The sequence below is a fragment of the Blastochloris sulfoviridis genome (genome assembly GCF_008630065.1).
Lineage (GTDB): Bacteria > Pseudomonadota > Alphaproteobacteria > Rhizobiales > Xanthobacteraceae > Blastochloris > Blastochloris sulfoviridis.
The window spans coordinates 20,755-45,120 of record NZ_VWPL01000028.1; the positions used below are offsets into that span (position 1 = coordinate 20,755).

General features: G+C 67.8%; 20 protein-coding genes. 13 read left to right on the top strand and 7 right to left on the bottom strand.

All coding sequences use genetic code 11. The annotated features are described in order from the left end of the window. Nucleotides 1-113 precede the first annotated feature (113 nt). Nucleotides 114-689, top strand: a complete 576-nt coding sequence (locus F1193_RS13430; protein ID WP_150098318.1) for a DUF1214 domain-containing protein — start codon at nt 114-116, stop codon at nt 687-689. Nucleotides 690-790: 101 nt separating this feature from the next. After that, complete coding sequence (locus F1193_RS13435) at nt 791-1,333, top strand: DUF1254 domain-containing protein (protein ID WP_150098337.1); 543 nt, start codon at nt 791-793, stop codon at nt 1,331-1,333. A gap of 86 nt (nt 1,334-1,419) precedes the next feature. Here the strand turns inward: F1193_RS13435 and F1193_RS13440 are convergent, their stop codons facing one another. Then, nucleotides 1,420-2,694 carry an MFS transporter gene (locus F1193_RS13440; RefSeq protein WP_150098319.1) on the bottom strand — a complete coding sequence of 425 codons (1,275 nt, stop codon included), beginning with the start codon at nt 2,692-2,694 and terminating at the stop codon, nt 1,420-1,422. A gap of 252 nt (nt 2,695-2,946) precedes the next feature. Here F1193_RS13440 and F1193_RS13445 point away from each other — a divergent pair, with 252 nt between their 5' ends. From F1193_RS13445 to hisN, 4 genes are all read left to right on the top strand, one after another. Then, nucleotides 2,947-3,198 (top strand): hypothetical protein, encoded by a 252-nt coding sequence (locus tag F1193_RS13445; protein ID WP_150098320.1) that lies wholly within the window; start codon nt 2,947-2,949, stop codon nt 3,196-3,198. Between the two features lie 111 nt (nt 3,199-3,309). Continuing rightward, a complete protein-coding gene (locus tag F1193_RS13450; RefSeq protein WP_150098321.1) occupies nt 3,310-3,561 on the top strand; it encodes a hypothetical protein in 252 nt (83 codons plus the stop codon). A gap of 81 nt (nt 3,562-3,642) precedes the next feature. Further along, a complete protein-coding gene (locus F1193_RS13455; RefSeq protein ID WP_150098322.1) occupies nt 3,643-3,894 on the top strand; it encodes a hypothetical protein in 252 nt (83 codons plus the stop codon). Nucleotides 3,895-4,419: 525 nt separating this feature from the next. After that, on the top strand, nt 4,420-5,202 hold the full coding sequence (hisN, locus tag F1193_RS13460) for a histidinol-phosphatase (protein ID WP_150098323.1): 783 nt from the start codon (nt 4,420-4,422) through the stop codon (nt 5,200-5,202). A 33-nt stretch (nt 5,203-5,235) separates the two neighbouring features. On the opposite strand, the gene F1193_RS13465 is transcribed toward hisN, so the two are convergent. Continuing rightward, the gene (locus tag F1193_RS13465; protein ID WP_150098324.1) at nt 5,236-6,177 is read right to left on the bottom strand and encodes an alpha/beta fold hydrolase; all 942 of its coding nucleotides are present in this window, start codon (nt 6,175-6,177) and stop codon (nt 5,236-5,238) included. Nucleotides 6,178-6,531: 354 nt separating this feature from the next. On the opposite strand from F1193_RS13465, the gene F1193_RS13470 reads away from it, so the two are divergent. After that, complete coding sequence (locus F1193_RS13470; RefSeq protein WP_150098325.1) at nt 6,532-7,008, top strand: Hsp20 family protein; 477 nt, start codon at nt 6,532-6,534, stop codon at nt 7,006-7,008. A gap of 130 nt (nt 7,009-7,138) precedes the next feature. On the opposite strand, the gene F1193_RS13475 is transcribed toward F1193_RS13470, so the two are convergent. Continuing rightward, complete coding sequence (locus F1193_RS13475) at nt 7,139-8,104, bottom strand: PepSY domain-containing protein (RefSeq protein WP_150098326.1); 966 nt, start codon at nt 8,102-8,104, stop codon at nt 7,139-7,141. A gap of 511 nt (nt 8,105-8,615) precedes the next feature. On the opposite strand from F1193_RS13475, the gene gltB reads away from it, so the two are divergent. Next, nucleotides 8,616-13,334, top strand: a complete 4,719-nt coding sequence (gene gltB, locus F1193_RS13480) for a glutamate synthase large subunit (RefSeq protein ID WP_150098327.1) — start codon at nt 8,616-8,618, stop codon at nt 13,332-13,334. Between the two features lie 4 nt (nt 13,335-13,338). After that, a complete protein-coding gene (locus F1193_RS13485) occupies nt 13,339-14,766 on the top strand; it encodes a glutamate synthase subunit beta (RefSeq protein WP_150098328.1) in 1,428 nt (475 codons plus the stop codon). Between the two features lie 281 nt (nt 14,767-15,047). Here F1193_RS13485 and F1193_RS13490 read toward each other — a convergent pair whose 3' ends face one another. Beyond that, nucleotides 15,048-16,334 carry an SGNH/GDSL hydrolase family protein gene (locus F1193_RS13490; RefSeq protein WP_150098329.1) on the bottom strand — a complete coding sequence of 429 codons (1,287 nt, stop codon included), beginning with the start codon at nt 16,332-16,334 and terminating at the stop codon, nt 15,048-15,050. 117 nt (nt 16,335-16,451) lie between these two features. Next, the gene (locus F1193_RS13495; protein WP_246164399.1) at nt 16,452-17,606 is read right to left on the bottom strand and encodes a lytic murein transglycosylase; all 1,155 of its coding nucleotides are present in this window, start codon (nt 17,604-17,606) and stop codon (nt 16,452-16,454) included. A gap of 409 nt (nt 17,607-18,015) precedes the next feature. On the opposite strand from F1193_RS13495, the gene galU reads away from it, so the two are divergent. From galU to F1193_RS13510, 3 genes are all read left to right on the top strand, one after another. After that, nucleotides 18,016-18,891, top strand: a complete 876-nt coding sequence (gene galU, locus F1193_RS13500) for a UTP--glucose-1-phosphate uridylyltransferase GalU (protein WP_150098331.1) — start codon at nt 18,016-18,018, stop codon at nt 18,889-18,891. Between the two features lie 135 nt (nt 18,892-19,026). Next, nucleotides 19,027-19,998, top strand: coding sequence for an SPFH domain-containing protein (locus F1193_RS13505; protein WP_150098332.1), 972 nt, complete (start codon nt 19,027-19,029; stop codon nt 19,996-19,998). Between the two features lie 7 nt (nt 19,999-20,005). Further along, nucleotides 20,006-20,455 (top strand): NfeD family protein, encoded by a 450-nt coding sequence (locus F1193_RS13510; RefSeq protein WP_150098333.1) that lies wholly within the window; start codon nt 20,006-20,008, stop codon nt 20,453-20,455. 151 nt (nt 20,456-20,606) lie between these two features. Here the strand turns inward: F1193_RS13510 and F1193_RS13515 are convergent, their stop codons facing one another. Then, the gene (locus F1193_RS13515; RefSeq protein WP_150098334.1) at nt 20,607-21,620 is read right to left on the bottom strand and encodes a KpsF/GutQ family sugar-phosphate isomerase; all 1,014 of its coding nucleotides are present in this window, start codon (nt 21,618-21,620) and stop codon (nt 20,607-20,609) included. Between the two features lie 149 nt (nt 21,621-21,769). Here F1193_RS13515 and F1193_RS13520 point away from each other — a divergent pair, with 149 nt between their 5' ends. Next, nucleotides 21,770-23,323: an outer membrane beta-barrel protein gene (locus tag F1193_RS13520; protein WP_150098335.1), complete on the top strand. Its 1,554-nt coding sequence runs from the start codon at nt 21,770-21,772 to the stop codon at nt 23,321-23,323. A 544-nt stretch (nt 23,324-23,867) separates the two neighbouring features. Here F1193_RS13520 and F1193_RS13525 read toward each other — a convergent pair. After that, entirely contained in the window at nt 23,868-24,122 is a 255-nt protein-coding gene (locus F1193_RS13525; protein WP_126400560.1) for a hypothetical protein, read from the bottom strand. Between the last annotated feature and the right edge of the window lie 244 nt (nt 24,123-24,366).

The following is a 24,366-nucleotide window of genomic DNA, read 5'->3' on the forward strand; positions in this document are numbered from 1 at the left end:
CCGGAACGATTTGCCGGCGCGGGCGGCGCTGCTATAGGGATCGCACGTACAGGGATCGCACGGGCCGCGCCGTGCGGGTCTGGGTCAATCTGCGGCACGTTGGACGGGATTTCGTGGGGCCCTTCTCGACCCTCGTCAGCTTCCTGGTGGCGGCGGTCACGGCGCTCGTCCTGACGTGGCTTGCCGTCAGCGGCCATCCCGACTTCGACACCGTCCGGATCGGCGCCTGGACGGCGGCGCCCCGGCACGGCACCGCCGAGGCCGATCCCTACGCGCGGGCGACCGACGCCAAGCTCGGCACGCTGCCGGTCAGCCTCGCCGACGGCCTCGTGTTCATCGCCCGGCGCGATTCGGCCGGCAAGGCGCTGGACGGCCGCTGCACCATCCGCATCACCGGCCGGGTGCCGCAGTCGCGCGTGTGGACGCTGACCGTCACCGACAACAAGGGCGCGCTGATCGACAATCCGGCCGGCCGCTACGGCTTCACCTCCACCGAGCTGGTGTGGGAGAGCGACGGCAGCATCGATATCGTCGCGGCGCCGCGGGCCAGGGCGGGGAACTGGCTGCCCACCGGCGCGGCCACCGACGTCCTGTTCGTGCTGCGGCTCTACGATACCCAGATCGGCTTCGCCTCGCGCACCAGCGACGCGCCGCTGCTGCCGGCCATCCACCAGTCCAATTGCCCATGATGCGCATGCTTTCGACGCGGTGGCCCTTCTTGCGATGGCCCTCCACGCGGCCGCAGGCGAAGCGCCCGTCGCGGCCGCGCCCGCCCGTGATCCACTTGCCGATGCGCTGGGTGCTGCCGGTGGCGACCGGCCTGGTGGTCGGGCTCGCCGCGCATCTGGTGGCGATCCTGATCATGCCCTACCAGGCGCCGGCCGACGCCTGGGCGCGCATCGCCACGCTGGGGCCGGCCAACACCGTGGTGATGGTGCCGCCCGCGGTGGCCGATTCCGAGCTGATGCCGTTTCTCGACCCGGCCTTCGCGACGGCGGCCTGCCGCTACGACCTCGCGGCCGGCCCGCTGAAGCTGCGCGTGCCGGTGACGGCCGACTACACCTCGGTGTCGTTCTATACCCGCTACGGACAGGCCTTCTACGGCATCAGCGACCGGGCCGCCGGGCGCAAGGTGATCGACGTCGACCTGATGACGCCGCAGCAGCGGGCGCTGCTGCCCTCGGACGAGGAGATCACCGCCGCCGACCGGCTGATCGTGGAATCGCCGTCGAACACCGGCATCGCCATCTTCCGCGCGCTGGTGCGCGAGGCCGGCGCGCGGCCGGCGATCGAGGGGCTGCTCGTCCGCGCCACCTGCGGCCCGGCGAACTGACGCGGCCTTCCTAGTCGTTCGTGCGGTTTCCGGTTGATCCCTTCGGGATACCGGAAACGGCCCCCCTCCCCGCGCCCGAAAACGCCCTACGTCTCGTCGTGGCGCGGGTCGCGGGCCCCGACATAGACGACCATCAGCGCCAGCATCGCCAGCCCCTGCAGGGCGAACACCATGTGATAGGCTGCGGCCGGATAGGCGCCATTGGTGGTGGGATACAGATCCACCACCACGCCGCCCACCGCCTGCCAGACGAACACCCCGCCCATATTGGCGAGATTGAGCAAGGTGATGCCGCGCCCGACGAGATGCGGCGGGAACAGCGACTTGCCGTGCGCCATCATCACCGGCGTGAACGCCGCCAGCAGCCCGAAGGCGGCGAACCACGCCGGCAGCCAACCCTGCGGCAGCGGACCGGCGAGCGGCAGGACGAGCAGAAGGAGGGCGGAGCCGATCGCCCCGATCATCGTCGGCCAGCGGTAGCTGTCGAGCAGCCGGTCGGAAATGCCCCACAGGAACGAGCCGCAGATCTGCGCCACCGCCATCAGCAGCAGCATGTCGCCGCGCTGGGCCAGGTCGAAGCCATAGACGTCGGTGAGATAGGGCCCGCCCCACAGACCCTGGATGCTGGCATACATCGCATAGGCGCAGGTGTGCAGCAGGAACAGCCGCCAGACATCGCGGATGCGGATGACGTGCGCCACGCCGCGAATGCTGTCGGCGAGCGAGTCGTTATTGTGCGGCGGCGCCTTGCCGGGAGGATTGTCGCGGATGACCACGGCCGCCAGCACGGCGCCCGCGACGGTGATGGCCGCCACCACCAGGAAGGGCGTTCGCCAGCCGAACGCCTCGGCGGCGCGGGCCAGCGGCGCGGTGGCCAGCAGCGCCCCCAGGCTGCCGACCGCCATCTGGATGCCGAGCAGGGTGGAGAAACGATCGGGCGGAAACCACCGCGCATAGACGGCGAGCGGCGCTACCAGCAAGGCGGCGCAGCCCAGGCCCATCAGCAGGCGCGCCCCCAGAAGCTCGGCGAAGTTGCCGGCCAGCGCGAACAGCAGCGAGCCGGCGATCGCCAGCGACACCGAGCCGAGCAGGCAGGCGCGCGGGCCGAAGCGGTCGAGGGCGATGCCGAGCGGCAATTGGGCAGCCGCGAACATCAGGAAGAACAGGCTCGACAGCAGCCCGATCTCGGCGGCGTTCAAGCTCAGCTCGCGCGCCAGATTGGGGGCGATCACCCCGATCGAGCCACGTAGGAACTGGCTGATCACATAGATGCCGGCGCAGGTCGCGACGAGCACCACCACGGTGACGACCGGCAGGCGGGCCCCTCGGTTCTCGGCACCGGATGCCTCACCTTCCGTCAAAGAACGCCTCCGGACTGGCCATGCTCTCCCTTTCGCGGGACAACCTGCTTAGCCCAGATGCGAATGCTTATCCAATCTCGCTTTTGGGCGGAACGGACGAAAGGTAAGGTGGGAGAGATCTGGGCTGAAAACTCGGGCGAACGCACATCGACGTGTCGTCCGGATCAACGAAGGGCCGGCCGCGTGTTCAGCGGCGGCAACGTCAACCGGCGCCAGTGGCGCACCTGTGGTTCAGCGCGAATGAGGTTTGGGATGTCTGAGCGCAAGAAATGGACTGAGAGCGACGCGCAATATCTGGTGGAGACGCTGAAAGCGGACCGGCCGGACCTTTGGGAAATCTATATCCAAGGTGAGATCCGCGACAAGGCGGTCCCAGAGGATACCTCGCAATGGATCCGAATGACGATGCGCCGGTTGTTTCCGGAGCCTTCGTTCGATGAGCTAACGGATCTTTTGGGCTTATTTCGCGACGTCGTCCGGCAGCAACTCGGGCTCGAAGACTGAAGGTGATCGACGTGTCTTCCGGATCAACGAAGGGCCGACCGCGTGTTCAGCGGCGGCAACGTCAACCGGCGCCAGTGGCGCACCTGTGGTTCAGCGCGAATGAGGTTTGGGATGTCTGAGCGCAAGAAATGGACTGAGAGCGACGCGCAATATCTGGTGGAGACGCTGAAAGCGGACCGACCGGACCTTTGGGAAATCTATATCCAAGGTGAGATCCGCGACAAGGCGGTCCCAGAGGATACCTCGCAATGGATCCGAATGACGATGCGCCGGTTGTTTCCGGAGCCTTCGTTCGATGAGCGGACGGATCTTTTGAGTTTATTTCGTGACGTCGTCCGGCGGGAACTCGGGCTTGAAGATTGAGGGTGAAGATCGTGAGCTCATATCTCTATTTGGATGCCAATTCGTTGGGGCACATGTGGTTCAGCGCGAATGAGGTTTGGGATGTCTGAGCGCAAGAAATGGACTGAGAGCGACGTGCAGCATCTGGTGGAGACGCTGAAAGCGGACCGGCCGGACCTTTGGGAAATCTATATCCAAGGTGAGATACTCGAGGAGACAGTCCCGGATGACGCCGCGCAATGGATCCGAATGACGATGTACCAACTGTTTCCGGAACAATCGTTCGGTGAGCGAACGGGTCTTTTGATTTTGTTTCGTGACGTCGTCCGGCGGCAACTCGGGCTCGAAAATTAAAGGTGAAGATCATGAGCTCTTATCTCTATTTGGATAGTAATTCTTTATCTTATACAACATTCTTCAAGATGTGACCCGTCATGCCCGCGCCTGTCGCGGGCATCCACGACTTAAAATGTATATTAAAAAAACGTGGATGGCCGGGACAAGCCCGGCCATGACTATGTCTGGTCAAATCCGAGTCCTTTAGTATTACACTTGCTAGACTGACAGCACGTCGCTGCTGGAAAAAATCACTGCATATACAATGCAGGATGGGTCCGAGCGAAGAATAAGAGATGTGGTGCAACGTGAAATAGCGGCTGGATATTTGCAGAATCAGCTTGGCACCTGACTGAAAGGCAAGGGCGCAAAGCAAGGGATTGTCAGTCCTGGCAAGGCGCAGGTGGACGGGCGGGGCGTGCGGCCGGGCCCGCGTACGGGCTGGCCGCAAAACAATGCCGCCATCCCTCCCCGGCTGCCATTGCAGCGGACGGCGAGGCTTTCTATAGGTCGCCACCACTTTGCCACCGAGGATGACCCTTCATGCGTGCCGTCGATTTCGCTGCCTTCGTGGACGAGCTCGCCACCGCCTCGGCTGCGGCCATCCTGCCGTTCTTCCGCACTGCCATCGGCGTCGACGACAAGCGCAAGCGCGGGCAGTTCGACCCGGTCACCGATGCCGACCGCGCCGGCGAGGTGACGATGCGCAACCTGATCACCCGCACCTTCCCCGAGCACGGCATCCTGGGCGAGGAGTTCGGCCGCGAGCGCGCCGACGCCACCTGGGTGTGGACGCTCGACCCCATCGACGGCACCAAGTCGTTCATCGCCGGCATTCCGGCCTGGGGCACGCTGATCGGGCTGATGCGCGAGGGCACGCCGGTCTACGGCATGATGCACCAGCCCTTCATCGGCGAGCGCTTCACCGGCGACGGCGCCGCCGCCAGATACCGCGGCCCGGCCGGTCCGCGCGATCTGGTGGTACGGCCCTGCCCGTCGCTGTCGGACGCCGTGCTGTTCACCACCAGCCCGCTGCTGTTCGCCGAACCGGACCTGGAGGCGTTCCGGCGGGTCGAGCGCGAGGCGAAGCTGTCGCGCTATGGCGGCGACTGCTACGCCTACTGCATGGTGGCGGCCGGGCTGATCGACATCGTCATCGAGACCGGGCTCGACGACCACGACATCGTGCCGCTGATCCCGATCATCGAGGGCGCGGGCGGCATCGTCACCGATTGGGCGGGCGGCTCCGCCGCCAAGGGCGGCCGGGTCGTCGCCGCGGGCGACCGCAAGCTGCACGAGGCGGCGCTGAAGCTGCTGAACGGCTGATCCGGTTTCAGGTTCGATCCGGCGGAGACCGGATCACCCCCGCGAGCCCGGCACGAAGGCGTCGAACGCCGCCCAGAACTGCTCGCGCACGGCGTCGCGCTCCTGCAGGATCTCGTGGCGCGCGCCGGGGATCACCAGCCCCGCCCCGCCCAGCAGCCTGAGGGCGAACCGGTCGGCCTCGGGCGTCGAGACGATCTGGTCGTTGCCGGCGGAAACCAGCAGCAGCGGGTGGCGCAGCGACGAGGGATAGGCCGGGTCGGCGAACGCCTCGGTCGCCCGGAAGGCGGCATCGACCCAGGCGATGGTCGGCGACCCCAGCCCCAATCGCGGATATGCCCGGGCGATCTCGGCGTTGCGGGCGTAGCGCGCGGCATCGGAGGTGAGCCGGTTGGCCTCGAACGGCCGGCTCAGGATGTCGGTGGGCTTGCCGCCCGGCACATAGAGCCGGCCGAACCCGGTCGAACGGAAGAGGCGCGCGGTGCCCCGCGCGAGTCGTGGGCGCTTCAGCCGGATCTGGATCATCGGCGAGACGGCGACCGTGCGTTCGAACCAGCGCCGGCCGCGCTTGGCGGCGCGAATCAGGATCGTGCCGCCCATCGAGTGGGTCAGCGCGAAGAATGGCGGGGGGCAGTCCGGGTAGATCACCTCGCGGACGAACGCCTCGATGTCGAGCTCGTAGTCGTCGAACGCGTGCACGAAGCCCTTGCGCGGATTCTTCAGCAGGCGGTCGGAGCCACCCTGTCCGCGCCAGTCCAGCATCGCCACCGCGAACCCGCGCTGGCGCAGATTCTCGACCGTCTCGAAATACTTCTCGATCGGCTCGGCGCGGCCGGCAAACAGGCACACGGTGCCGCGGCGCGGCGTGACGGTCGGCGCGAAACGCGCGAACCGCAGGCCGACGCCGTCACGCGCCTGGATGCGGCCGCAGACGGCGCCGCTCGGGACGGGATTGCTTGGAGTGGGGAAGAGTTCCATCGGCGGCCTGTTCCGGCGCGGCCGGATCGACTCCAGAACCTGTCGGGATTCCGGCGATCGCTGGGCGATCCTCGGCCGACGGCTCGCTGAAAATCCTTGTCCGACAACGGGATTTTCGGTGAACGGACTGCGAGATTCCGGCCTGATCGGCCGGATTTCGTCTTACACCAATCGGCGGGACAGCCGCAACGACGGGCCGTTGGCTCGACCCGCGTTCCGTGCGCGCCGCCCCCCTTGCACGCCCCGGGCACGCTTCCCATCTCCAGCCTGCACAGGCCCACGGGCTGTGCGAACCGGGACCGGCTCAGGAGAGCGGTCCATCACACATGTCGCTCGATTTGAAGAGGATATGCCATGCGTACGTTCGACCTTGCCCCGCTCTATCGCTCCACCATCGGCTTCGACCGCCTGTTTTCGCTGCTCGACCAGAGCGCGGGCGGCGAGTCCACGCCGTCCTACCCGCCCTACAATATCGAGCGGACCGGCGAGAATGCCTATCGCATCTCGATTGCGGTCGCCGGCTTCACCGACCAGGATCTGTCGATCGAGGCCCGCGAGCAGACGCTGACCGTCCGCGGCGACAAGCTTGCCGAGCAGGCCAAGCCCGAGTTTCTCTATCAGGGCATCGCCGCGCGGGCGTTCGAGCGGCGCTTCCAGCTCGCCGACCATGTCGTCGTCCAGGGTGCCCGGCTTGAGCACGGCCTGCTCCATATCGACCTCGTCCGCCAGATTCCCGAGGCGATGAAACCGCGCACCATTCCGATCGCCAACACCGGCGACACGTCGAAGACCATCGACGCCGCCCCCGCCCCCGAGAGGGCGGCCGCCTGATCCGCAAGCCTTAGTCTGTACGAGACGTCTGGCGCCCGGGGAAACCCGGGCGCTTTTTTCGTTCCGGACCGGCTCTGCCGAGAATGCCGGCGGCCGATCGCCCCCACAGGGCCGGCCGCCGGAAAGCGTCTCACTCCAGTCCCTGGACCGGCGGGAACGAGATGGCGGGAGCGGGCTTCTTCGCCGGGGCCGGCGGCGGGGTTGGTGCCGCCTCAGGCTTGGCCGATCGCCGCTGCGCCCAGATCGGACGGTCGGAATCGGTGCCCGGCGTTGTCGGCTTGGCCTTCTCGGCCGGCTTCGTGGGGGCCGGCTTGGCCTCTACCGGCTTCGCGGTCGCAGCCGGCTTGGCCGTTTCCGGTTTGGCGTTCGCCGGCGCCGAGGCCGAGCCACCGGAGGCCGGCGTGTCCGCCTTCGCCGGTACTGTTGCAGCCGGGCCCTGGGCGGGAGACGCGGACGGGCTGGGAGCCGCCGAGCGCGGCGGCGGCAGGCTCGGCGCCGAGGCAGCCGGAGCCTGCGGTTGCGGAGTCACCGAGATCGGAGGTGGCGAATTCGGTGGGGGCAGACTTGGTACCGCCGTCGTGGGAGGCGCCGAACGTGGCGGGGAGGCAACCGGCGGCCGGGCGGCAGGCGGCGGCAGGCTGGTCTGGGGCTCGACCTCCGGCGACTGCGGCGCGATCGGTGGCCGCGACGCCTGGCGCGGCCGGGAGCGCCTTGCCGCAGGCGGCTCGCCGCGCCGCGGTCCGGTGACCTCGCCGAGGGCCTCGCGCTCGACGATCCGGCCGGTGGCCGAATCCACCACCAGTTCCACCCGCCAGCCGCGACGGTCGGTAGCGTGCAGCCGATAGACCGGCCCCGATAGGCGGGGGCGGCTGATCTGCGTGTAGCCCCTGGACCGAAGAATGGTCTCGATCTCCCACGGCGGCAGCTCGTCGCGGAAGCGGCCGAACGGCACCGCGGCCGGCGGCACCAGCCGATAGCGCGGCTCCGGCGGCCACGGTCGAGCATAATAGTAGTTCTGCGCGGACGCCTGAACCGCACCACCAAGCAGCAACATGGCCGTCGCGACGATCCGCACCGGGCCGAGTGAGACAGTCATTGACTTTTCGCCTCCGACCTTACGTCTTCAGGATGCAGCATTGCGCCACCCCTGCCCCATGATCAGCCACCGGAATGCGGCGGGCATAGGACGAATCTCGGGCATCGTACGTATCCGGCAAGGCCCCCCTTTCGGTAAACCCGCGCCTTGCGCGATCCGCCATGCAATGGCATTGCGTGACGAGGATGCCGGCCGTACGTTCATTGCGTGTCTGCGGCGTTCTGCGAAACGGAGGGGCCGTCTCCCGTGCCGGGATGCCTGCCCGCGCTCTTGTGTCGGGCGAAGGCTTCTGGCATGTTCGCCCGCCGATATAGGACAGCCCTGCTGTCCCATCACGACCGCCCCTCAGCGGCAACGCGGGCGGCATCGGTGAACCGGCTTTCCGCCGAAGACGATGGGGCGGCCGCCGGCTTGCCGCGGTCACCGAAAACCGAACGGCGCCTCGCTTTCGGGCGAGGCAAGATGCGTCGGAACCCGACGCGAGCGAGGACGAACCATGGGCGCGCACCAGATGCGGAGCGATTTTGAGCGGCAGAGCGATCTCGGACGCGACGCCGGGAAAACGCCGCTCGTGGTGCGTGATTGCGGCCTGCCGAAGGCGGCGGGCCTGTACGATCCGGCCCATGAGCGCGACGCCTGCGGCGTCGGCTTCATCGCCAACATCAAGGGCCAGAAGTCCCACCAGATCGTCCAGGACGCCCTGAAGATCCTGGTCAATCTGGAGCATCGCGGCGCGGTCGGCGCCGATCCGCGCGCTGGCGACGGCGCCGGCATCCTGATCCAGATGCCGGACAAGTTCTTCCGCAAGACGGCGGCGGGGATCGGCATCGACCTGCCCGAGCCGGGCCACTATGCGGTCGGCTACATCTTTTTGCCGCCGGACCGCGACGGCCGGGCCAAGGTGCAGGACATCTTTGCCCGCGTGCTCGCCGACGAGGGCATGACCCTGCTCGGCTGGCGCGACGTGCCGACCGACAACCGCTGCCTTGGCGAGAGCGTCAAGCCGACCGAGCCGTTCCACGCCCAGCTCTTCGTCGGCCGGCCGAAGGACATCGCCTCGGAGGACGAGTTCGAGCGGCGGCTGTTCGTCGCCCGCAAGGTTGTGTCGAACGCCGTCTACGGCATGAGGGATCCGAGCACCGACGGCTACTACCCGGTGTCGCTGTCGTGCCGCACCATCGTCTACAAGGGCATGTTCCTGGCCGACCAGCTCGGCGCCTACTACCCGGACCTGCACGATCCGGACATGGAGTCGGCGCTGGCCCTGGTGCACCAGCGCTTCTCGACCAACACCTTCCCGACGTGGTCGCTGGCGCACCCCTACCGGATGATCGCCCACAATGGCGAGATCAACACGCTGCGCGGCAACGTCAACTGGATGGCGGCGCGCCAGGCGTCGGTCGATTCCGAGCTGTTCGGCAACGACATCTCCAAGCTGTGGCCGATCTCCTACGAAGGCCAGTCCGACACCGCCTGCTTCGACAACGCGCTCGAATTCCTGGTGATGGGCGGCTACTCGCTGACGCACGCCATGATGATGCTGATCCCCGAGGCGTGGGCCGGCAATCCGCTGATGAACGAGGAGCGCCGCGCCTTCTACGAGTATCACGCGGCGCTGATGGAGCCGTGGGACGGTCCGGCGGCGGTGGCGTTCACCGATGGCCGGATGATCGGCGCCACGCTCGACCGCAACGGCCTGCGTCCCGCCCGCTTCCTGGTCACCAGCGACGACCGCATCATCATGTCGTCGGAGGCCGGCGTGCTGCCGGTGCCCGAGGAGACCATCATCCAGAAGTGGCGGCTGCAGCCGGGCAAGATGCTGCTGGTCGACCTGGAGGAGGGCCGCATCGTCGCCGACGACGAGATCAAGCGCCTGCTCTCGACCGCCAATCCCTACCCGGAGTGGCTCGCCCGCACGCAGATCGTGCTGGAGGATCTCAAGCCGGTGCAGCTGCGCGACCAGCGCACCGACGTGTCGCTGCTCGATCGCCAGCAGGCCTTCGGCTACACCCAGGAAGACCTCCAGATCCTGATGGAGCCGATGGCCGTCACCGGCCAGGAGGCGGTGGGCTCGATGGGCAACGACACGCCGATCTCGGCGCTGTCCGACTGCCCCAAGCCGCTGTTCACCTATTTCAAGCAGAACTTCGCGCAGGTCACCAACCCGCCGATCGATCCGATCCGCGAGGAGCTGGTGATGAGCCTCGTGTCGTTCATCGGGCCGCGGCCGAACATCTTCGACCTCGAAGGCTCTTCGCGCCGCAAGCGGCTCGAAGTGCGCCAGCCGATCCTGACCAATGAGGATCTCGAAAAGATCCGCTGCATCAGCATCCTCGAAGACAAGTTCGACACCAAGACCATCGACATCACCTATCCGGCCGACAAGGGCGCGGCCGGCATGGACGACGCGCTGGAGCGGCTGTGCGACCGTGTCGAGGCCGCCGTGCATGGCGGCTACAACATCGTCGTGCTGTCCGATCGCCAAACCGGGCCGGACCGCATCCCGATCCCCTCGCTGCTCGCCACCGCAGCAGTGCACCATCATCTGATCCGCAAGGGGCTGCGGACCTCGGTCGGCCTCGTGGTCGAGAGCGGCGAACCGCGCGAGGTGCATCACTTCGCCTGCCTTGCCGGCTATGGTGCCGAGGCGATCAACCCGTATCTCGCCTTCGACACCCTGATCTCGATGAAGGACAAGTTCCCCGAGGAGCTGTCCGACAAGGAGATCGTCAAGCGCTACATCAAGTCGATCGACAAGGGTCTGCTCAAGGTGATGTCCAAGATGGGCATCTCCACCTACCAGTCCTATTGCGGCGCCCAGATTTTCGACGCCGTCGGGCTGCGGTCCGAGTTCGTCGAGAAGTACTTCACCGGCACGGCCACCCGAATCGAGGGCGTCGGCCTCCCCGAGGTCGCCGACGAGACGGTGCGCCGCCACTGCCGCGCCTTCAGCGAGGACCCGGTGCTGAAGGGCGCGCTCGAGGTAGGCGGCGAATACGCCTTCCGCATCCGCGGCGAGGCGCATGCGTGGACGGCCGAGACCATCGCGCTGTTGCAGCACGCGGTGCGCGGCAACGCCCAGGACAAGTACAAGGCGTTCGCCAGGGCGATCAACGAGCAGAGCGAGAAGCTGCTCACCATCCGCGGCCTGTTCCGCATCCGCGGCGCCGAGGAGGTCGGCCGCCGTCCGGTGCCGATCGAGGAGGTCGAGCCGGCCGGCGAGATCGTCAAGCGGTTCGCCACCGGCGCGATGTCCTACGGCTCGATCTCGCGCGAGGCGCACACCACCCTCGCCATCGCCATGAACCGCATCGGCGGCAAGTCGAACACCGGCGAGGGCGGCGAGGAGCCCGACCGCTTCAAGCCGCTGCCCAACGGCGACACCATGCGCTCGGCGATCAAGCAGGTGGCGTCCGGCCGCTTCGGCGTGACGACGGAGTACCTCGTCAACGCCGACATGATCCAGATCAAGATGGCGCAGGGTGCCAAGCCCGGCGAAGGCGGCCAGCTGCCCGGCCACAAGGTCGACGCGGTGATCGCCAAGGTGCGCCACTCCACGCCCGGCGTCGGCCTGATCTCGCCGCCGCCGCACCACGACATCTATTCGATCGAGGATCTGGCCCAGCTCATCTTCGACCTGAAGAACGCCAATCCGGCGGCCGATATCTCGGTGAAGCTGGTCTCCGAGGTCGGCGTCGGCACTGTCGCGGCGGGCGTGTCCAAGGCGCGTGCCGACCACGTCACCATCTCGGGCTATGAGGGCGGCACCGGCGCAAGCCCGCTGACCTCGATCAAGCACGCCGGCAGCCCGTGGGAGATCGGCCTCGCCGAGACCCACCAGACGCTGGTGATGAACCGCCTGCGCGGCCGCATCGCGGTGCAGGTCGATGGCGGGCTGCGCACCGGCCGCGACGTGGTGGTGGGCGCCCTGCTCGGCGCCGACGAGTTCGGCTTCGCCACCGCGCCCTTGATCGCCGCCGGCTGCATCATGATGCGCAAGTGCCACCTCAACACCTGCCCGGTCGGCGTCGCGACGCAGGACCCGGTGCTGCGCAAGCGCTTCAAGGGCACGCCCGAGCACGTCATCAACTACTTCTTCTTCGTCGCCGAGGAGGTGCGCGAGCTGATGGCGAGCCTCGGCTACCGCACCTTCACCGAGATGGTCGGCCAGATGCAGATGCTCGACCGCCGCGCGGTGATCGAGCACGCCAAGGCGCGCGGCCTCGATTTCTCGAAGCTGTTCCACAAGCCGGAGACCGGCAGCGACAGTGCGATCCATCACTGCGAGAAGCAGGACCACAAGCTCGGCAACGTGCTCGATCGCGAGCTGATCGTGCACGCGCAGGCGGCGCTCGACCGCGGGGCGCCGGTGAAGGTCGACCTGCCGGTCAAGAACACCGACCGCTCGGTCGGCGCCATGCTGTCGGGCGAGGTCGCCAAGCGCTTCGGCCATGCCGGCCTGCCCGCCGACACCATCCAGATCAAGCTCACCGGCACCGCCGGCCAGAGCTTCGGCGCCTTCCTGGCCCACGGCATCACGCTGGAGCTGGAGGGCGAGGCCAACGACTATGTCGGCAAGGGCCTGTCGGGCGGGCGCATCGTGGTCTATCCGGCCCACAAGGCGAAGCTGCTCACGCCGGAAGAGTCGATCATCGTCGGCAACACCGTGCTGTATGGCGCCATCGAGGGCGAGTGCTACTTCCGCGGCGTCGCCGGCGAGCGCTTCGCGGTGCGCAACTCCGGCGCGGTCGCCGTCGTCGAGGGCGCGGGCGACCATTGCTGCGAATACATGACCGGCGGCGTGGTGGTGGTGCTCGGCCGCACCGGCCGCAACTTCGCGGCCGGCATGTCGGGCGGCATCGCCTATGTGCTCGACGAGGACAGCTCGTTTGCCTCCCGCTGCAATCTCTCCATGGTCGAGCTCGAACCCGTGCGCGACGAGGAGGAGATGATCGCCCGCCACTATCACCAGTCCGGCGGCGACCTCACGGCCCACGGACGGGTCGACGTGATGAGCGACATGACGCGCTTCGATGCCGAGCGCCTCTACCAGCTCATCGCCAACCACGCGCGCTACACCGGCTCGGCGCGTGCGGACGCAATCCTCGCCAATTGGGCCGAAATGCTGCCGAAGTTCAGGAAGGTGATGCCGGTCGAGTACCGCCGCGCGCTCGAAGAACTCAAGGCGCGCGAATTGGAGGCGCCGCGGCTCGCGGCCGCCGGGAGCTGACGAGATGGGCAAGGTTACCGGCTTCCTGGAGATCGACCGTCAGGACCGGCGCTATGCGCCGGCAGGCGATCGCATCCGCCATTTCCGCGAGTTCGTGATCCCGCTGTCGGAAGAGGCGACGCGCGACCAGGCGGCGCGCTGCATGAACTGCGGCATCCCGTATTGTCACACGGGCTGTCCGGTGAACAACCAGATCCCGGACTGGAACGACCTCGTCTACAAGGACGAGTGGCAGGAGGCGCTGCGCAACCTGCACTCCACCAACAATTTCCCGGAGTTCACCGGCCGCGTCTGCCCGGCGCCCTGCGAGGCGTCATGCACGCTCAACCTCACCGATACGCCGGTGACGATCAAGACCATCGAGTGCGCGATCGTCGACCGCGGCTGGCAGGAAGGCTGGATCGTGCCCGAGCCGGCCTCGACCAAGAGCGGCAAGAGCGTCGGCATCATCGGCGCCGGGCCGGCGGGCCTCGCCTGCGCCCAGCAGCTCGCCCGCGCCGGCCACGAGGTCCACGTCTATGAGCGCTGGTCCAAGGCCGGCGGCCTGCTGCGCTACGGCATCCCCGACTTCAAGATGGAGAAGCACCTCATCGATCGCCGCGTTCAGCAGATGGAGGCGGAAGGCGTGGTGTTCCACTACGATTGCGAGGTCGGCGTCAGCGTGCCGCCCAGCCAGTTGATGGGCCGCCACCACGCGCTGGTGCTGGCCGGCGGCGCCGAGAAGCCGCGCGACCTGACGATCCCCGGTCGCGACCTCGCCGGCATTCATTTCGCGATGGACTTCCTGCCGCAGCAGAACCGCCGCGTCAGCAAGGAGCCGATCCCGGCCAACAGCGTGCCGCCCATCCTGGCCGGCGGCAAGCACGTGGTGGTGATCGGCGGCGGCGACACCGGTTCGGACTGCATCGGCACCTCGGTGCGCCAGGGCGCGCTGTCGGTGACCCAGCTCGAAATCATGCCGCGGCCACCGGAGAAGGAGAACAAGCTGCTGACGTGGCCCAACTGGCCGCTGAAGCTGCGCACCTCCTCCAGCCACGAGGAAGGCGCCGAGCGCGAATTCTCGGTGATGACCACCAAGTTCACCGGCTCCAAGAACGGTCAGGTCGAGAAGCTGCATTGCGTGCGGCTGGACGACAAGCTGCAGCCGGTCGCAGGCAGCGACTTCGAGCTGCGGGCCGACCTCGTGCTGCTGGCCATGGGCTTCGTGTCGCCGCTCCACGAGGGCCTGCTGGAATGGCTCGGCGTCGCGACCGACAAGCGCGGCAATGTGCAGGCCGACACCGCCGACTATCGCGCCAGCGTCGACAAGGTGTTCGCCTGCGGCGACATGCGGCGTGGCCAGTCGCTGGTGGTGTGGGCGATCCGCGAGGGACGCCAGTGCGCCCATTCGGTCGACCAGTTCCTGATGGGCTCGACGACGCTGCCGCGCTGAGACGGCCGACATCGCTTCATCCGGTTTCCGGATGATCGCTGCGCGATACCGGAAACGGTCTCGCCGAAAAATCCCTGACCGGGAACAGGAATTTTCGGCGATCGGAATACGAAACTCCGGCTTCATCAGCCGGATTTCGTATCATCCGGTTTCCGGATGATCGCTGCGCGATACCGGAAACGGTCTCGCCGAAAAATCCCTGACCGGGAACAGGAATTTTCGGCGATCGGAAAGAGATTTCTCGGAGACGGGACATCCAGCCGCGTGGGCCGGATTCCGCATTACGGCGTCGCCCTGCCCGGCTCGGGCGGTGTCGCAGTATTGGCCGGCGCCGTGTTGGTCGGGGCGGTGCTGGCGGGCAAGGCGGTGGCGCCCGGCCACGCGAAATCATCGGCGCGGCCGGTGACCGCCGGCGGGGATTCGCCGCGCACCAGCACCTGCGTCACGATCGGATCCTTGCTCTGGACCGAGCGGGTGGGCGTCGCGCCGGCCAGCGGGCCGGATGGCCCGGTGGCGCCGACCAGCGGCACCACCGGCCCGGCCAGCGGGCGAAGCTGCGGCTGCGGCACTTGCGGCGTGGCAACGGCTGCCGGAACGTCGGGCGACGGCGCCGCGGCCGGTGGCGCCTGCTCGTCGGTCTGCGCCGGCGCGCGGGGAATTCGCTGGTCCAGCAGCAGGCGGATGTCGCGCTCGACGAAATGGGCGAGCTTGCGGCCGCCGGCGCGCGTGAAATGGATGCCGTCCGAGTTGCGCAGGCGCCGCTTCTGGCCGTCAAGCGCCGGCCCCGACACGACGAACTGCCCCTGCTCATCGACAAAGCCGTCCCACACATCGACGAACGGCACGCCGGCACGCGCGGCGCGCTCGCGAATGATCTCGTTGAAGAACTGCATGTCCTGCGACAGGCGCGCGCTCTTCATCGCCGGCAGGCCAACCCAGAACAGCGGCACGTTCTTGGCCTTGAACAGCGCCATAAGATCATCGACACGGCGGGTGTAGGCCTGCACCCAGCGTTCGGAGCGCGGCTCGAAGGTGGCACCGGTCTCGTCCTTCAGCGACTGGCGCTCGTTGACGCCGACCATCACCACGCCGACGGTGACCTTCTCGGACTCCAGCAACTCTCGCGCGGCGGCCAGCCAATCGACCGGATCGTTGCGGATCAGGCTGGAGTTCGACCTCGCCTTGTCGAGGACGGCGACCTCCGGAAGATCCTGGACGAACGAATCGGCAAGTCCCTGGGCCAGCGGTTCGGCCAGCGAATCGCCGAACACGGCGATGTATTCGAGCGCCGGGCTGGTGCGCGCTTCGTCCGCCTCCTTGGCCGACGCGTAGGTGGTGCCCTGCGGCTCGGTGCTCGGCGGCTCGAGCGGCCTGGCCTGCCGGGTCGGCACATCCACCACCACCGGCGGCGCCCAGCGCAGGCGCGGCACGTAATTGCGCTCGGTGCGGAACGGGTCGCGCAGGGTGAAGTAGCGGTCGTCGCGCTCCTGGGCGACCAGCGGCGTCGCCGCCAGAACCAGGGCGATCAAGCCCCAGGCGACCAATACGGCGACCCGGCCTCGCATCATGACGACCTCCCGAACGGCCCGACGGCGCACGAACCCACCGATCGCGCGCGATATCAGTCGTGTCGGTTCTTGCCGGCCATTTCAAGGCCCGTCGTTCAAGACCTCGTGCGGCAAGCCTTATCGCTTGATGTGGCCCAGGACCTCGGCGGTGGGGAAACCGTCCGGAACAAGCCCGAGCTGGGCTTGCACCTGACGCAACGCCTCACGGGTCTTGCCGCCGATCTTGCCGTCCGGCTGGCCGATGTCATAGCCGAAGCCAAGCAGCAGCATCTGCAGTTCAAACCGTTCATTGCGCGACAGAAGCTGGGCTTCCCGCGGCCAGGGCTGCACGAACGGTCCGCCCCCGCGCATGCGATCGGCGAGGTGGCCGATCGCCAGCGCATAGGCCTCGGCCGGATTGTAGCGCATGATGACGCGGAAGTTCCCCAGCATCAGGAAGGCCGGCCCCTGCGCGCCGGCCGGCAGCAGCAGATAGGCCTGATCGCCGGGGCGCGGGAACATCTGGCCCGCGACCCGCCGCACGCCGAGGCGGCTCCACTCGGCGAGGCTCATGCGCCGCGAACGGTCGGCAAGCAGGAAGTTGAACCCGGCCGGCAGCGCCACCTCGTAGCCCCAGGTCTGGCCGGTCATCCATTTCTCCGCCCGGAAACGGTTGGCGGTGGAGGCCAGGGCGTCGGGTACGGAATCGACCAGGTTGGCGTGGCCGTCGCCATCGAAGTCGACGGCGTAGCGCAGATAGCCGGTGGGCATGAACTGCGTCATGCCGAACGCGCCGGCCCAGGAGCCGCGCATGTGCTCCGGCGGCACGTCGCCGCGCTGCAGGATCGCCACGGCAGCCAGGAACTCGTCACGGAAATAGGTCTGCCGGCGGCCGATGCAGGCGAGCGACGCGGTCGAGCGCACCACGTCGCGGCCGCCCATGCCTTCGCGGGTGCCGAAATTGGACTCGATTCCCCAGATTGCGGTGATCAGGTAGCGATCCACGCCCCACTGCCGCTCGATGGCATCGAAGGTCGCCTTGTGGAGCGCCAGCATCTCGCGGCCCTGGCGGATGCGGGATTCGGTGACCAGCGTGTCGACGTACCACCAGATGGGCCGCTCGAATTCCGGCTGGCCGTCCATGAGCTTGAACAGGCTCATGTCGGGCTGGACGGACTGCATCACCCACTCGTAGGTGGCGCGCGAAATGCCCTTGCGCTGCGCCTGCGGCCACAAATCGGCGAGGCACTGGCCGAAATTGGCCTCCGCCTCGGACAGGGCCTGCGGTGTCATCAGGGGATGGCTGGGAGTCACGCTGCCGACAACCTGTGCCGTCGACGGCGCACACCACAGCACAGCAGCCGCAAACGCGGCGAGACGGACGGTCGAGCGCATGGAACCCCCCAGCTTTGGGATACATGAGCCTCCGAAGCTGGCGGTATTGTGATGAACGCTCCGTTAACAGCGCCGCCGTGACGCCCCGCCTTCATCCGGCGGCCCGCCGCACCGGCGGTCACCCGAACGGTCATCCGAGGCATTCCGTCAGGATTTGATTCAGCTCGTGCGGCAGAAATACCGGTTGAGCCATCGCAATATTCAAGCGCGCGTCACCATTTTTCCCATATTTGCCTGAAGATGCCGCTGCTCGCGACGGTCAGGGCGCCACTGCGAGCCGTTCGTCCTTCCGCCCGTCGCGTCCATCATGACCCTTCCGATTCGCAAGGCCGTGTTCCCGGTCGCGGGCCTCGGCACCCGCTTTCTCCCTGCGACCAAGGCGATGCCCAAGGAGATGCTGACCGTCGTCGACCGGCCGGTGATCCAGCACGTCGTCGACGAGGCCCGCGAGGCGGGCGTCGAGCATCTCATCTTCGTCACCGGCCGTAACAAGGGCGTGATCGAGGACCATTTCGACCGCCAGTTCGAGCTGGAGGAGACGCTGTCCGACCGCGGCAAGCGCGGCGAGCTCGACGCGCTGTCGCGCGACCAGCCGGGCCCCGGCGCCACCAGCTTCACCCGCCAGCAGAGCCCGCTCGGCCTTGGCCACGCCGTTTGGTGCGCGCGCGAACTGGTCGGCAAGGAGCCGTTCGCGCTGCTGCTGCCGGACATGCTCCACCACGGCCGGGTACCGTGCCTCAAGGGTATGATCGATGCCTACAGGAAGCAGCCCGGCAATTACGTCGCGGTCTATGAGGTGCCGCAGAGCCAGGCCCACCAATACGGCATCGTCGGCGTCGAGGCGGGGAGCGGCCGCGTCGCCAAGATCACCAAAATGATCGAGAAGCCGCCGGCCGGCACCGCGCCGTCCAACCTGGCCATTTCCGGCCGCTACATCCTGAGCGCGGAAATCTTCGATCTCCTGGCCAAGCAGAGCCGCGGCGCCGGCGGCGAGATCCAGCTTACCGACGCGATGATCAAGCTGTCCGAGACGCAACCCTTCTACGCCTACACCTTCGATGGCCGCATCTATGACTGCGGCTCCAAGGTCGGCTTCCTGGTGGCCAACGTCGCCTATGCGCTGGCACGCGACGATATCGCCCCGGCCTTCCGCCACGAGCTGGCGGCGCTGCTGACCGATTGAACCTCCGGGCCAAGCTGGTCGACAGCACACGGTCGATAAAATCCGGAACGGCGGCATCCTTCGGCTGCTGCCGTTCCGCCTTGCCGGCGTCCCCTGCCCCCGCCAAGATTGTGCACCGCTCACCAGGATCAGCCCATGCCCATGCTCTCCGGCTTCGATCTCTTCGTCCTGATCTTCGTCCTACTCATCATCCTGACGCTGTTCGCCGGCGTGAAGACGGTGCCGCAAGGCTATGAGTGGACTGTCGTCCGCTTCAACAAGTACACGCGCACGCTGATGCCCGGCCTCAACCTGATCGTGCCGTTCATCGACCGCATCGGCTCCAAGGTGAACATGATGGAACAGGTGATGGACGTTCCCTCCCAGGAGGTCATCACCAAGGACAACGCCACCATCACCGTCGATGGCGTCACCTTCTACCAGGTATTCGATGCAGCACGGTCGAGCTACGAGGTCACCAACCTCACCCATGCCATCCTCAACCTGACCACCACCAATATCCGCACGGTGATGGGGTCGATGGATCTCGACCAACTCCTGTCGCACCGCGACGAGATCAATGAGCGGCTCTTGCGGGTGGTCGATGCCGCCGCCGCCAATTGGGGCGTCAAGGTCAACCGCATCGAGATCAAGGACATCATCCCGCCCGCCGATCTGGTCGAGGCGATGGGCCGTCAGATGAAGGCCGAGCGCGTCAAGCGCGCGCTGGTGCTGGAGGCCGAAGGCCAACGCCAGTCGGAGATCCTGCGCGCGGAAGGCGCGAAGCAGTCGCAGATCCTGGAGGCCGAAGGCCGGCGCGAAGCCGCCTTCCGCGACGCCGAGGCGCGCGAGCGGCTCGCCGAGGCCGAGGCGGTGGCGACCAAGATGGTGTCGGACGCGGTGGCCCAGGGCGATCTCAACGCGCTGAACTATTTCATCGCCGACAAGTACGTGAAGGCGCTGGAGACGATGGCCTCGGCGCCGAACCAGCGCGTGCTGGTGCTGCCGATCGAGGCCACCGCCATCCTCGGCTCGCTCGCCGGCGTGTCCGAACTGTTCCAGTCGGTGCAGGCCACCAAGGACGCGCGCCCGCCGGCGCGGCCGACCGGCCCCACCGTGGGCGCGTGAGGCCGCGATGTCCGCCCTCTCCGCACTCGGCGTCTGGAGCTGGTTCATCCTCGGCCTCGTCCTGCTTGGCGTCGAGGTGGCGATGCCCGGCTTCTTCATGCTGTGGCTCGGGGCCGCGGCAATCGCCACCGGCCTGATCACGCTCGCCTTCGGGCTTTCCTGGCAGGCCGAGTTCATCGTGTTTGCGGTGCTGGCGGTGGTAGCGCTGGTGGTGTGGCTGCGGCTCGCCAAGCGCTCGACGGAAGCCCCCGCCGACAATCCGTTCCTGAACCGCCGGGCTGAGAGCTATGTCGGCCGCGAGTTCGTGCTGGAGGAGGCGATCGTGCGCGGATCGGGCCGGGTGCGCATCGACGACAGCATCTGGCGCCTCACCGGCCCGGACCTGCCGGCCGGCGCCAAGGTGCGAGTCAGCCGCGCCGATGGCGGCCTGCTGCACGTCGAGGCGATCGGGGTGTGAGGCGCCCGGACGTCTTCCCGTCGTCCCGGGCAAGCGACGCCAGCCGCGCGACCCGGGATCGTCAGAAGGAAGGGGCTTGTTCGGCGGACGATCCCGGCTCGGCGCTTCGCGCCGTCCGGGATGACGATCGATGTCTTCGGTCAGCCGACCGCTACGCCAGCCCGGCGCGCAGGATGTCGTGCAAATGGAGGACGCCCGCCGGGCGGCCGTCCGTCACCGCGAACAGCGCGGTGATCTTCTTGGCCTCCATCAGTTCCAGCGCCTCGGAGGCGAGCTGGTCGGGGCGCGCCGTCTTGGGCGAGCGGGTCATCACCTGATCGACCAGACGCACCATCAGGTCCGGCGCCATGTTGCGGCGCAGGTCGCCGTCGGTGACGATGCCCACCAGCCTGCCATCCGCGCCGACGACGCCGACGCAGCCGAAGCCCTTGGCCGACATGGTCACGATCGCCTCGGACATCGGCGTCCCCAGCGCGGTTAACGGTATCTCAGCACCCATGTGCATCAGGTCGCGCACAAACCGCAAATTGGCGCCGAGCTTGCCGCCGGGGTGGAACACCTTGAAGTCGAGCGGGGTGAAGCCGCGCGCCTCCAGCAGCGCCACCGCCAGCGCGTCGCCGAGCGCAAGCTGCAGCAGCGTCGAGGTGGTGGGCGCCAGCCCCATCGGGCAGGCCTCGGTGATCTTGGGCAGCACCAGCGCCACATCGGCGGCGAGGCCGAGCGTGCTGGCGGGATTGGAGGTAATCGCCACCAGCGGCACACGAAACCGGCGCGAATAATTCACCAGATCGCGCAGTTCGGTGGTCTCGCCCGACCAGGACAGCGCCAGAATCACGTCGTCGCGGCCGATCATGCCGAGATCGCCGTGGCTGGCCTCGCCGGGATGGACGAAATGCGCCGGCGTGCCGGTCGAGGCGAGGGTCGAGGCGATCTTGCGGCCGACATGGCCACTCTTGCCCATGCCGGTGACGATCACCCGCCCGGCCGCCGCCTGCATCACCGCCACCGCCGACGAGACCGCGGCGCCGAGGTCGCCGTCCAGCGCCTTGGCGAGGGCCGCGAGCCCCGCCGACTCGGTGTCGATCGTGCGCCGGGCGGACTCGATATGGTCTTGGACCACATGACTTTTTTCTGCGCGCGTCTGGCCGGTCGCCGATGCCGTCATGCCGAGTCGCCTCCTTCCATCCTGGGGGCCGACATAGCACGCGGCTCGCGCCCCCTCCACCATCGCCAGGATGGCGCGCGATCCGGACGGAAAGGCGGCGTTAACCGAACCGATTTTAGGTTTGTTAACCATACCGGAGCCGTCCGCTCGTGCCGCACACCCGCCTCGCTTTGCTCTGCCTCGCCGCGCTCGGCGCGCTGGCGGCCGCCTGCGGCCAGCCGCGGGCGCAGGAAGCGCAGGCGGGGCGCGAGCACGCGACGGTGGCGCTGCGGCGCTCGATCGACGACACTCCAACGGTCCAGGCAAGCGTTACGGCGCCGGATGACACCGTTGCCGCGCCGCCGTCCGGCGCCGGAACCACCGGCTTCGTGGCCGAGGGCCCGCGCAAGAAGGCCAAGCCGGCCGCCCAGCCTGCCGGCGCCACGCAGCCCGCCGGCCGGGTGCGGCCGGAGCCGAAGCTGAACCGCCGCGCCTTCGACGAGACGATCAACGCGGTCACAGCAAGATCCGCCCGGCTGCGGGCGACGCGCCTGCAGGCCTGGGGCGACACGCCGGTCGAGCCCACCGAGCCGTTCGACCCGCTGGGCATCCGCGCCGGCAGCTTCCTGCTCAAGCCGTGGTTCGAATCCGGCATCGGCTACGACACCAATCCGCTGGCCACCAACACCAACCCCAAGCCCTCCCTGTACCAGCAGTTCGCCTCCGGCCTCACCGCCCAGTCCGACTGGTCGCGCCATGCGCTCGCGGCCGACATCCGGGGCTCCTACACCCGGTACGACACTGTGAGCGGCAACAACCGGCCCGAGATCGATGCCATCCTGCGCGGCCGCATCGATGTCAGCGATCGTACCCGCTATGCGCTCGAAGGGCACTTCCAGCTCACCACCGAGAGCGCCGGCAACCCGGACGCCCCGACCGACGTGGTGCGTCCGCCGCCGATCGTCACCACCGGCGGCAGCGTGGGCTTCGCCCACCGCTGGAACCGCTTCGACGTGGCCGCCGCCGGCGGGCTCGACCATGTGGTCTACGAGAACGGCGAGATGCTCAATGGCGAGACGCTCGACCGCTCGGACCGCAATTACGACCAGCCCTCGGTGCGGCTGCGCGCCGGCTACGAGCTCAGGCCCGGCGTCACGCCGTTCGTGGCCGGCGAGTTCGACAGCCGCGAGTTCGCCCAGGAGGTCGACGATTCCGGCTATCAGCGCGCCTCGACCGGCATGCAGATCCGGGCCGGAACGAGCTTCGAGCTGACGCGGCTGCTCACCGGCGAAGCGTCGCTGGGGTGGATCGCCCGCAACTATGTCGACCCGCGGCTGGCCGACATTTCCGGCCTCCTGGTCGATGCCTCGCTGGTGTGGGTGGCGAGCGGGCTCACCACCGTGCGCTTCACCGCCGTGACAACCATCAACGAGACGTCGTTCGAGGACACCACCGGCGTGCTGGAGCGCATCCTCGGACTGCGGATCGACCACGCCTTCCGGCGCTGGCTGATCGGCACCGTCCGGCTCGGCTGGGAGTTCGACGACTACGGCCAGTCCGGCCGCCGCGACAACCGCTTCGTCGTCGGCGCCCAGGCCAGCATCAAGCTGGCGCGCGAACTGTGGCTCACCGGCGAGGTCCGCCAGGAGACGCTCGACTCCAACGAGCCGGTCAACGACTACACCGCGAACATCATGATGGTGGGGCTGCGGCTGCAGCGCTGAGGCATTCTCCGCAAAAGCGGGAACCGGTTCTGCGGAGAATGCTTTGGTTTCAGGCCTCGCCGCGCCCCTTTGAGCCCCCCACCCCCGACCCCTCCCCACCGCTCGCGAAGCTCGCGGGGGGAGGGGAGAAAAGAGGACGCCTCTTCTCCCCATGAGCACAATGAGGATCGGCAGCACAATGAGGATCGGCGGGGACAGCCGCACGGCCTGCTCCCCTCCCCCCATGAACGCAGTGAATGGCGGGGAGGGGTCGGGGGTGGGGGGTGCGCACAACGCCCCGGCGCCCGTCGTCTACGTCCCGCCTCGCCGTTTGCCTCGCCACGTTTCCGGCCGGTCGCTTCAGGGTCCCCAGCCTCCAGAGCATTCTCCGCAAAAGCGGTTCCCACTTTTGCGGAGAATGCTCTAAAAATGTCTTTGGAAACAAAGACGTGGATGGCCGGGACAAGGCCCGGCCATGACGACGGCGGGTCAGCGGCAAAAGCCGCCGGCCATGACGACGGCGGGTCAGCGGCAAAGGCCGCAGGTCTGACCCGTCGCGACGACCCTATCCCCGCCACGGCTCGACGCTGCTGGCGCGGCGGAAGAACCAGACCAGGGCGGCGACGCCGAGCGCTAGGCTCAGGGCCTCCAGGATCCAGGTCCCGATATCGCCGAACCCGAGCCAGCCGGCCATCGCCCAGCCGAAGGCAAGCGCGGCGCCCACCGTCTCGGTGCCGAGCAGGATGGCGGCGCTGACCACGGTGATGAGGTTCGTCCAGTTGATCCGGCCCGAGGCCGGGGCGCTCGCCGTCTGCGACATCCGATGCTCCAACGTCACGTCTGATACGGTTTCCGGCCGATCGGCTCGCAACAACCGCCGGCCGCCCCGCCCTGGTTCGGCGGCACTGTGGCCTGCTGAACCGCCCTGGGCAAGAGCCGGCGGTCTTACGCCCAGGGCGATCGGGTGAAGAAAGGCGTGACAAGGTCCTGAAGTGCTGAATCTGTCGGTTCCTTCGATTCGGATGCGGAGGATGGGCGATGGAGCCAGCGGAACCGGACTTTGC

Bases quoted from the DNA above. Each gene is read 5' to 3' on its own strand.
- F1193_RS13435 (WP_150098337.1), top strand. From the start codon at position 791: ATGCGCTGGGTGCTGCCGGTGGCGACCGGCCTGGTGGTCGGGCTCGCC.
- F1193_RS13445 (WP_150098320.1), top strand. From the start codon at position 2,947: ATGTCTGAGCGCAAGAAATGGACTGAGAGCGACGCGCAATATCTGGTG.
- F1193_RS13450 (WP_150098321.1), top strand. From the start codon at position 3,310: ATGTCTGAGCGCAAGAAATGGACTGAGAGCGACGCGCAATATCTGGTG.
- F1193_RS13455 (WP_150098322.1), top strand. From the start codon at position 3,643: ATGTCTGAGCGCAAGAAATGGACTGAGAGCGACGTGCAGCATCTGGTG.
- hisN (WP_150098323.1), top strand. From the start codon at position 4,420: ATGCGTGCCGTCGATTTCGCTGCCTTCGTGGACGAGCTCGCCACCGCC.
- F1193_RS13465 (WP_150098324.1), bottom strand. From the start codon at position 6,177: ATGGAACTCTTCCCCACTCCAAGCAATCCCGTCCCGAGCGGCGCCGTC.
- F1193_RS13470 (WP_150098325.1), top strand. From the start codon at position 6,532: ATGCGTACGTTCGACCTTGCCCCGCTCTATCGCTCCACCATCGGCTTC.
- F1193_RS13475 (WP_150098326.1), bottom strand. From the start codon at position 8,104: ATGACTGTCTCACTCGGCCCGGTGCGGATCGTCGCGACGGCCATGTTG.
- gltB (WP_150098327.1), top strand. From the start codon at position 8,616: ATGCGGAGCGATTTTGAGCGGCAGAGCGATCTCGGACGCGACGCCGGG.
- F1193_RS13485 (WP_150098328.1), top strand. From the start codon at position 13,339: ATGGGCAAGGTTACCGGCTTCCTGGAGATCGACCGTCAGGACCGGCGC.
- F1193_RS13490 (WP_150098329.1), bottom strand. From the start codon at position 16,334: ATGATGCGAGGCCGGGTCGCCGTATTGGTCGCCTGGGGCTTGATCGCC.
- F1193_RS13495 (WP_246164399.1), bottom strand. From the start codon at position 17,606: ATGACACCGCAGGCCCTGTCCGAGGCGGAGGCCAATTTCGGCCAGTGC.
- galU (WP_150098331.1), top strand. From the start codon at position 18,016: ATGACCCTTCCGATTCGCAAGGCCGTGTTCCCGGTCGCGGGCCTCGGC.
- F1193_RS13505 (WP_150098332.1), top strand. From the start codon at position 19,027: ATGCCCATGCTCTCCGGCTTCGATCTCTTCGTCCTGATCTTCGTCCTA.
- F1193_RS13510 (WP_150098333.1), top strand. From the start codon at position 20,006: ATGTCCGCCCTCTCCGCACTCGGCGTCTGGAGCTGGTTCATCCTCGGC.
- F1193_RS13515 (WP_150098334.1), bottom strand. From the start codon at position 21,620: ATGACGGCATCGGCGACCGGCCAGACGCGCGCAGAAAAAAGTCATGTG.
- F1193_RS13525 (WP_126400560.1), bottom strand. From the start codon at position 24,122: ATGTCGCAGACGGCGAGCGCCCCGGCCTCGGGCCGGATCAACTGGACG.